The sequence below is a fragment of the Nocardia aobensis NBRC 100429 genome, from assembly GCF_000308375.1.
Classification (GTDB): domain Bacteria; phylum Actinomycetota; class Actinomycetes; order Mycobacteriales; family Mycobacteriaceae; genus Nocardia; species Nocardia aobensis.
On the sequence record NZ_BAFQ01000095.1, the window covers coordinates 1 to 8,967 of the forward strand.

Here is an 8,967-nt window from a genome sequence, read left to right on the forward strand (position 1 = left end):
CCACCGCGGGCGCGATGGCCAGGGTGTAGTAGGCGTGCATGCCGCCCTTCATCGCAGAGAACGCCACCCCGTCGATCAGCAGCCACAGCCCGAAAACCAGTGCCGCCCCGCGCACGATATCGGTCCGCGCCGACTTCCACCGCGTGCCGAGCACGACGACGAAACCGAGCACGGCCGCGGGCAACAGCCACGAGATCTCGAATCCGATCTCACCGGTGAACAACCGGTCCGGACCCGACCCGAACCCGCCGCTCCCGCCACCCAGATGCGGCAACTCGTAGCCGGGGGGCAGTTCGAAGGGTTTGCGTCCGGCGTGGTTGTGTCCGAGGTAGCGGGCGAAACCGTTGTAACCCAGCACCAGATCCATGAACGTGTCGTCCTTGGAACCCGCCAGATAGGGCCGGGAATCGGCGGGCCACAGAATCGTCAGCAGTACATACCACCCCGACGAGACCACCAGCGCCACCGCCGCGGCCAGCAGATGCACGATCCGTTTGCCCAATCCCGCCGGGGCCGCGATCAGATACGCCGCACCCAGCGCGGGCAGCACCATCAGCCCCTCGAGCATTTTCGCCAGGAACGCGAAACCCAATGCGACACCGGCCAATACGAGCCAGCGCGGGTTCGCGTGCCGCAACGCGCGCACGGTGCAGTAGGAGGCCGCGGTCATCAACAGCACCATCACCGCATCCGGATTGTTGAACCGGAACATCAACGCCACCACCGGTGTCAGGGCCAGCAGCAGACCCGCCAGCAGGCCCGCGCCGCGGCTGCCGGTGGCGCGGGCGATCGCGCCGTACATCAGCGCGACCGCCGCCACCGCCATCAACGCCTGCGGAATCAGCATCGAGGCGCTGGAGAAGCCGAACAGCTGCCCCGACAACCCCATCACCCATTGCGAGACCGGCGGTTTGTCGACGGTGATGAAGTTGGCCGGGTCCAGCGAACCGAACAGCAGCGCCTTCCAGTCGCGCGACCCCGACCAGGCCGCCGCCGCGTAAAACCCGTTGCCCATCCCGTTGACCGTGATGTTCCACAGATACGCGGCCGCGGTGGCGACCAGCAGCAGCGCGAGCGCGACCCGGTCCCGGCGCCGTGGCGGCGGCAGATCCGGATCCGGCGGACGAGCCGATTCGGGCGATACGGGCACGGCGGTGTCGGCAGTCGTCACTGTCACCGCGGGAGCGTCTCAGCCGATCCGGTGACCACCCTGGCCGAACCCTTGGAACTTGCTGTGAGTCCGATGCGATCGGGCGAATCGGACGCCGTAACCCGTCACGGTCAGTACCGGCCGAACAACACCGCCGCGTTGTGGCCACCGAATCCGAACGAGTTGTTCATCGCGAACTCCACATCGGTGTGTCGCGGTTTGTCGCGCACGATGTCGAGGTCGATCTCGGGATCCTGATTGTCGAGGTTGAGCGTGGGCGGAATGACCTGATCACGCAGTGTCAGCACCGAGATCGCGGCCTCCAGCGCGCCCACCGCGCCCACCGAATGCCCGAGCGCCGACTTCGGCGCGTACACCGCCGGGTGGGTGCCGATGGCGGCGGCGATGCCCTTGGCCTCGGCCAGATCGCCGATCGAGGTGCCCGTGGCGTGGGCGTTGACGTGATCGACATCGGCGGCGGCCACGCCCGCGGTCTCGATGGCCCGGCGCATCGCCCGGGCACACCCCAGGCCCTCCGGATCGGGGGCGACCATGTGATAGCCGTCCGCGGTCAATCCGGCGCCGAGCAGCCGGGCCAGCGGTGTCGCCCCGCGTGCCAGCGCATGCTCCTCCGATTCGACCAGCAGCAGCGCGGCCGCCTCACCGAAGACGAAACCGTCGCGGTCGCGGTCGAACGGCCGCGACGCCCGTTCGGGTTCGTCGACGCGGGAACTGAGCGCGCGCGCCATGGTGAATCCGGCGATCGCCATCGGGTTGATGTAGCCCTCGACCCCGCCGGCGACGACGATGTCGGCCTCGCCCAGCACGATCGAGCGCCACGCGTGCACCAGCGCCTCGTTGCCCGAGGCGCATGCCGACACCGGCGTCACCAGGCTCGCGCGCGCGCCGATCTCCACGCCGACCACGCCCGAGACGCCGTTGGGCATACTCATCGGCACCGCGAACGGCGACACCTTGCGGTAGCCGTGCTCGCGCATCGTGTCGTTGGCGTCGACGATGACGTCGGCGCCGCCCAGGCCCGTGCCGATGCACACGCCGAGGCGGTCCTTGTCGACCTCGGGCGCACCCGCGGTCTCCCACAGCCGGTTACCCATCGCGTACGACATCTGCTGGACATAGCACATGCGGCGCTTGCGTACCCGATCCAGATCGGTGGTGGGATCGTGAATCAGTTTGCCGCCGATGGCATTCGGTAGATCCTGGCGCAGGATTTCCTCATCGGTGAGGACCTTGATCCCGCTGGCGCCGGAAAGCAGCGCCTGCCACGTACTTTCGGTATCCGCGCCGATGGAGGTGGTGATCTCCAGCGCGGTGACGACTACCTCGCGGAAGCCGCCGTTGCGGGTGTTGAAACCGGTATCGAGCGTACGCACGGTCGTCGATTCCTCCCTGTCGGTCCCTCATTGCCCCGGACACGAAACTCGGCAGCACCCGCGAGCTCCGATGACCTCGCCGTCATCGGCCGCCCGTCCCGCCACACCGGCGGTGGGTGCGCCTGGGTCAGCGTAGCTCTCCCACCACTCGCAGGGGTGCGAGAAACGAAGATGCCAGCAATTTGCCGCAGGGGTACCGTAGAGGGTCACGGATGGGTGCGTCCGCAGCGGTGCGCCCAACCGGACGGGCTAGGGAAGGGCGTGCCCGAGATGACTGTCAACGCTGTTCACGACATGTTTACTGCCCAGCTGGACAATGTGGGTCCGCAGGCTCCACCGGGCGCGGGGGTGACGACGGCGCTGCTGCGAAATCTCATCTGGTTGCATTTGCTGGCAACGGCGATCGCGGTCGGTTGCTGGATCCATCTGGCGAACCGTCGGGGGGTCGCGCGAGCCACGGTGTCACGGGTGGCCGTCGGTGTCGTCGCGATCGGGCTGGCCACCGCGGGAGCGGGGGAAATCCTCGGCGCGGCCATGCACTGACCGCGCCGCCGACCCTGCCGCGACTAGACGTAACCAGAAATAACACGTAACCTTCGGGTATCCGGACGGCGAGGTCCGGGCTGACATTCGGACGAAACGGATACCTCAATGACGCGGCATGTCGACGTGTTGATCATCGGTGCGGGCCTGTCCGGGATCGGGATGGCCTGCCATCTCAGCCGGGAGAACACCGGACGCAGCTACGCGATCCTCGAACGGCGCAGCGCGATCGGCGGCACCTGGGACCTGTTCCGCTACCCGGGCATCCGCTCGGACTCCGACATGCTGACCTTCGGCTACGGCTTCCGCCCCTGGATCGGCACCAAGGTGCTCGCCGACGGACCGCACATCCGCCGATACATCGCCGAGACCGCCGAGGAATACGGCGTCACCCGCCACATCTGCTTCGGCCGCAAGGTCGTGAAGTCGAGCTGGTCGAGCGCCGAACAACTGTGGACCACCGAGGCTGTCGACGAACAGACCGGCGACACCGAGACCTACACCAGCAACTTCCTGGTCGGCTGCACCGGTTACTACGACTACGACAAGGGTTTCCGCCCGCAGTTCCCCGGTGAGGAGAACTTCGGCGGGCAGATCGTGCACCCCCAGCACTGGCCCGAGGATCTGGACTACCGCGGCAAACGCGTTGTCGTCATCGGCAGCGGCGCCACCGCGATCACGCTGGTCCCGGCCATGAGCGAGGACGCCGCGCACGTGACCATGCTGCAGCGCTCGCCTACCTACATCGCGCCGCTGCCCGCCGAGGATCCCGTAGCGGTCGGCATGAAGAAGGCCAAACTGCCCGCCGCGCTGGCCTACAAGACCGGCCGCGCCCGCAATATCGCCCTGCAGCGCGCCAGCTTCGCCCTCTCCCGCAGCAACCCCGCCCTGTCGCGGAAACTGCTGCTGCAGGCCGTGCGGGTCGCCGTCGGGCCCAACGTGGACATGCGTCACTTCAGCCCCAGCTACAACCCGTGGGATCAGCGGCTGTGCATCGTGCCCAACGGCGACCTGTTCAAGGTACTGCGCAGCGGGCGTGCCTCCATCGTGACCGACCGCATCGCGACCTTCACCGAAACCGGCATCCGCCTGGAATCCGGCGAGGAACTGCCCGCCGACATCATCGTCAGCGCGACCGGGCTCAACATCCAGATGCTCGGTGGCGCGGCGATCGATGTCGACGGCACCCCGATCGCGACCCGCGATCTGGTCGCCTACAAGGGTGCGCTGATGAGCGGGCTGCCCAACGCCATGATGATCATCGGCTACACCAACGCCTCCTGGACATTGAAGGCCGATCTGGCCGCCGAATACTTCTGCCGGCTGCTCAATCACATGAAGGCCAAGGGGTATTCGAGCTTCGTCGCCGAAGCCGAGGACGCCGACCGGGCGCCCGAGTCGATGATGGGCGGCGCGCTGACCTCCGGCTACATCGCCCGCGGCGACGCGGTGATGCCGCGTCAGGGCCGCCGCGGACCGTGGAAGGTCATCAACAACTACTACCGCGACCGCGCGTTGCTGCGCAAAGCCGATCTCGAAGACGGCATCCTGCGCTTCGGCACCCGTTCGGCGGCCGCTCGCCCGGTCGTCGAATCCCGTTCCGCCTGAACCTGTTCCGGCGGAACCCCGTCCGGTCGCGGCAGCGCACGGCCACGACCGGACGGCCGGGACCTCAGCCCAGCAGATACGTGGGAGTCGCGGGCGGCTTGGTGTTGGCGACGAACTCGCGCCGCAACCGGTGATAGGACTCGCCGTCGCCGAAGAAGTTGCGATGCATATGCGCGAGCTCTTCGGCCCGATACCGCGCCAGCGGCCGCACCGCCTCGTCGGCCGCGCGGCGCTGTTTCTTCGCCAGCAGTAGATTCTGCAATTCCGGTGCGGCCGCGAGAATTTCGGCCTCGCGGCGAACCTGTGCCCGGAACTGCTCGGTGGAGCCGTCGAACACCTTGTCCACCAACCCCACTCGCGCCGCGGCCCGCGCGCCGACCGGCAGGGTCCGGCTGGTCAGCTGCGCGGCGACCTCCGGTCCCACCCGCTGCGGCAGCGTGTAGGTCCAATACTCCGAACCGTGCAGGCCCATCAGCCGGTAGTGCGGATTGAGCACCACCGATTCCCGGCACCACACGTGATCGGCGGCCAGGGCCAGCATCACCCCACCCGCGGCGGCGTTGCCCGCCAGCGCCGCGATCACCAGTTTGTCGGTGGTAGTGAGGATCGCCTCCACCACATCATCGATCGCGTTGATGTTGCGCCACGACTCCTCGGCCGGATCGGCGGCCGCCTCGATCACGTTGAGATGGATGCCGTTGGAGAAGAAGTCGCGCCGCGGCCCCAGCACCAGCACATCCACCGGCCGATCGCAGGCCTCGCGATAGGCGGCCAGCAGCCGCCGGCACTGCCGGGTGTCCATCGCGCCACCGGGATAGGCGAATTCGAGATATCCGACGCCCGCGTCCTCGTGGTAGCGCAGCTCCGACCAGGTGTCGCGCACCGCCGCCTCAGCGGGGGAGACCGGCACTTCGGGGACGCCGGCGGGCAGATCGGCGCCCAGTGCGTCGGTGGCCGGCATCTTGAACGTCACCGGTCCGCCCGACACGCGACGCGGGCGCAGCTGCGGCAACCACACCGCACCGTCGACGGTGGCCCGGCAGATCGCGCCGTCGCGGGTGGCGATCACCGCACCCGGCTCACCCCGCAGCCGATCCTCGTGATGACCGCCGTGGACGAAGTATTCGCGGCCGAACAGTTCGTCCAGCACACCCGGCTGGGAATCGGCCGCGCGCAGCGTGCGGATCACGGTCGCGGTATCGGCGGTGGCCCAGTCGATGCGGCGCACCTGCTGAGTGAGGAACGGCCGCAGCCGGCCCGTGACATCGGGGCGGTCGTAGTCCAGCGGTTCGGGCACGTAGTCGCCGGATGCGAAGCGGCGCACCGCGGTCAGCACCGCCTCGACCGCCGCGTCGGACACCTCGTTGCGATACAACTCGCTCTTGCCGCATGGCGCCACATCGAACCCCACCGACGCCCAGATGGGACCGGCGTCCATCTCCGCCACCGCCTGCAGCACCGTCACACCCCACCGGGTCGCGCCCTCGGTGATGGCCCAGTCCAGCGACGACGGCCCCCGATCACCCATCGGCCCCGGATGCACGATGAACACCGGATGTTCGGTCCACACATCCTCGGGAATCGCCGTGGTGAGCATCGGCGCCAGAATCAGATCCGGCCGGAATCGTGCGACCCGGGCGCGGAGCAGGTCGTCGCCGAGAGCCAGCTCGACTCCGACCTCGTGATCGCGCTCCCGCAATTCGGCATGCACTCGCTGGGTGAGACTGTTGAATGCGCTGGCGACCAACAGGATGCGCACGAGCTGTCCTCCATCAGGGTGGTTCGTCGGTCCGTGACCGGACCGCAACATTTGCCCCTCCGAAACTAGCTCAGCGCCCGGTGCCCGTATACCCGGTGGGGGAGATCAGTGCGGCACGGTCACCGGATCGGCGCAGCTGCCGGGGATATCGACCAGCGAACACGCCACCGGGCCGCGCGTGGGACGGTAGTCCGCGGCAACACCGCCGGCCCGCGTGATCGCGCGATAGGCGTCCACGGCGTCGGTGGGGCGCCGTGTCAGGGCGGGGTCGCCCAGCACGTCGACGGTGTACAAACCGAAGCGCGGTGTGTAGCTGCCCCATTCGTAGTTGTCGGTGATCGACCAGTAGTCGTAGCCGATCACGTCGATGCCGTCGGCCTTGGCGCGCTGCAGCCAGTACACGGTGTCGCGCAGGTCGTCGCCGCGGGTGTAGCCGTCGGGGCGGGGTGCGCCGTTCTCGGTCGGCATGCCGTTCTCCACCACGTACAGCGGCTTACCGGGGAATCGGCGCGAATAGTATTCCAGCGCATAGTAGACGCCCTCGGGCTGTAGCGGCATCTTCCACAATCGGTCGAGGTCCTCCGGCGACAGCCGGGCCAGGTCCTGCGGGGTGTGACCGTAGTAGTAATCGATGCCGACATAGTCGAGTTTCGCGGCGATGGCATCGATCATCGGGCCGTTGACCACCGGTTCCGCCGTGCCGACGATGTAGGCGAGATTGCTGGTCACCATGGCGCCCGGCTGCGCCCGGTGGATGTCGTCGTAGATGGTGTTGTGCGCCTGGATCAGTCGCTGCTGCATCGCCGGGACGTCCGCCGGCGACAGCCCGCCGTTGCGGGTTTCGTTGACGATGTAGAACGCCGGTTCGTTGAACGTCACCCACAGCGGATCGCGAGAGGCGTAGCGCTGCACCACTGTCCGCGCGTTGGCCAGCCAGTCGTCGAGCATCGCCGGATGCGCCCAGCCGCCGCGGTCGGCGGCCCAACCGGGATACACCCAATGATCCAGTGTCAGCATCGGGCGGATGCCGTGCGCGGCCATCGTGTCGAGAACGCTGTCGTAGAAGGCGAATCCGGCCTCGTCCCATTCGCCCGGCCGCGGCTGCACCCGTGCCCACTCCACGCTGATGCGGTACACGCCGACGCCGAGCCCGGCGGCCAGGCCGATATCGGAACGATAGCCGGTGAAGAAATCGACCGCATCGTGGTAGCGGTCGTAGTCGGGATGCGTGGCCACGTACCGCAGCCAGTTGCTGTCGGGCGCATGGCCTTCGCATTGGAATCCGGCGCTGGCCACACCCCACAGGAAGTCGGCGCCCAGATTCGGCACGGTGGCCGGTGCGGCCGGGCGGGCCCGGGCGAAGGCGGCGGGACCGGCCACGGCGGCGGCGGTCCCGGCGGCGAGCAGACCGAAGGCCTGGCGACGGCTGAGATTGCGCATCGAACTCCTCGGTATCCGGCGGGGTATGGTCCGGCAACGGTAACCCCGGTCACCGCTTCGGCAGGGCCGGACGCGGCGCAGTCATTCTCACCCGCAATTGGGCGAGTGTCCAGATGTTGCGGAATTCGGTCGAACACTGTCGGTGCGCGCGGCTAGGGTGGCGGCCATGGTCACGCATATGACGCATTGGGGAGCGTTCGACGCCGTCAGCGACGGTGAGCGGCTGACCGCGGTACGGCCTTGGCCCGGCGACCCGGAGCCCACCCCGCTGATCGGCAATGTGGCTTCGGCACACCATCATCCGACCCGCATCGATCGGCCCTACGTCCGGAAATCATGGCTCGAACACGGGCCGGGCGCATCCGGACGCGGCGGGGATGCCTATGTCCCGGTGAGCTGGGACCGGGCCCTCGATCTGCTCAGCGGCGAATTGCGCCGCGTCTACACCGAATTCGGCCCCGAAGCCGTCTACGGCGGCTCCTACGGCTGGGCCAGCGCCGGACGGTTCCACCATGCCCAGAGCCAGCTGCACCGGTTCCTGAACTGCCTCGGTGGCTACGTGCGCCACGTCAACAGCTACAGCCTGGGGACCTCCACGGTCTTGCTGCCCTACGTGGTGGGGGACCTGTTCGCGCTGCTGGGACGTTTCACCGCCAAATCGGTGATCGCCGACCACACCGAACTGGTGGTCGCCTTCGGCGGTATCTCGCCGAAGAACGCCGCGGTCAATCCGGGCGGTGTCTCCCGCCACCACAACAGGGACTGGATCGAGCGGGCCCGGCGGCGCGGCTGCCGGTTCGTCACCGTCGCCCCGCTGCGCGACGACACCGCCGATATCGCGGAGGCGGAGTGGATCTCCCCGCGACCCGGCACCGACGCCGCCCTGATGCTCGCGCTGGCCCAGGTTCTCGACGCCGACGGCCTGACCGACACTGCCTTCCTGAATTCCCACACCGTCGGCTACGAACAGTTCGCGCGATATCTGCGCGGCACCGCCGACGGCGTCGTGAAGGATCCCGCGTGGGCCGCCGCGATCACCGGGGTGCCGGCCGAACGCATCCGTACGCTGGCAC

7 protein-coding genes are annotated in these 8,967 nt (G+C 68.2%); 3 read left to right on the plus strand and 4 right to left on the minus strand.

Translation table 11 applies throughout. The annotated features are described in order from the left end of the window. Together RJ03_RS12565 and RJ03_RS12570 are read right to left on the minus strand one after the other, a co-directional pair. Nucleotides 1-1,177: glycosyltransferase family 39 protein (locus tag RJ03_RS12565; protein WP_157163403.1), on the minus strand; the 1,177-nt coding region annotated here is incomplete at its 3' end. Between the two features lie 104 nt (nt 1,178-1,281). Beyond that, nucleotides 1,282-2,544: a KasA/KasB family beta-ketoacyl-ACP synthase gene (locus RJ03_RS12570; protein WP_036501469.1), complete on the minus strand. Its 1,263-nt coding sequence runs from the start codon at nt 2,542-2,544 to the stop codon at nt 1,282-1,284. A gap of 294 nt (nt 2,545-2,838) precedes the next feature. On the opposite strand from RJ03_RS12570, the gene RJ03_RS12575 reads away from it, so the two are divergent. Both RJ03_RS12575 and RJ03_RS12580 read left to right on the plus strand, forming a co-directional pair. After that, complete coding sequence (locus tag RJ03_RS12575; protein ID WP_157163404.1) at nt 2,839-3,087, plus strand: hypothetical protein; 249 nt, start codon at nt 2,839-2,841, stop codon at nt 3,085-3,087. 108 nt (nt 3,088-3,195) lie between these two features. Beyond that, complete coding sequence (locus RJ03_RS12580) at nt 3,196-4,695, plus strand: flavin-containing monooxygenase (RefSeq protein ID WP_036501473.1); 1,500 nt, start codon at nt 3,196-3,198, stop codon at nt 4,693-4,695. Nucleotides 4,696-4,759: 64 nt separating this feature from the next. On the opposite strand, the gene RJ03_RS12585 is transcribed toward RJ03_RS12580, so the two are convergent. Together RJ03_RS12585 and RJ03_RS12590 are read right to left on the minus strand one after the other, a co-directional pair. Beyond that, nucleotides 4,760-6,454 carry a hydrogenase maturation protein gene (locus tag RJ03_RS12585; RefSeq protein ID WP_036501475.1) on the minus strand — a complete coding sequence of 565 codons (1,695 nt, stop codon included), beginning with the start codon at nt 6,452-6,454 and terminating at the stop codon, nt 4,760-4,762. Nucleotides 6,455-6,559: 105 nt separating this feature from the next. Continuing rightward, complete coding sequence (locus tag RJ03_RS12590) at nt 6,560-7,894, minus strand: family 1 glycosylhydrolase (RefSeq protein WP_036501477.1); 1,335 nt, start codon at nt 7,892-7,894, stop codon at nt 6,560-6,562. 166 nt (nt 7,895-8,060) lie between these two features. On the opposite strand from RJ03_RS12590, the gene RJ03_RS12595 reads away from it, so the two are divergent. After that, a partial coding sequence (locus RJ03_RS12595; protein ID WP_036501479.1) for a molybdopterin-dependent oxidoreductase occupies nt 8,061-8,967 on the plus strand: 907 nt, incomplete at its 3' end.

Coding starts and splice junctions, on each gene's coding strand:
- RJ03_RS12575 (WP_157163404.1), top strand. CDS start 2,839: ATGTTTACTGCCCAGCTGGACAATGTGGGTCCGCAGGCTCCACCGGGC.
- RJ03_RS12580 (WP_036501473.1), top strand. CDS start 3,196: ATGACGCGGCATGTCGACGTGTTGATCATCGGTGCGGGCCTGTCCGGG.
- RJ03_RS12590 (WP_036501477.1), bottom strand. CDS start 7,894: ATGCGCAATCTCAGCCGTCGCCAGGCCTTCGGTCTGCTCGCCGCCGGG.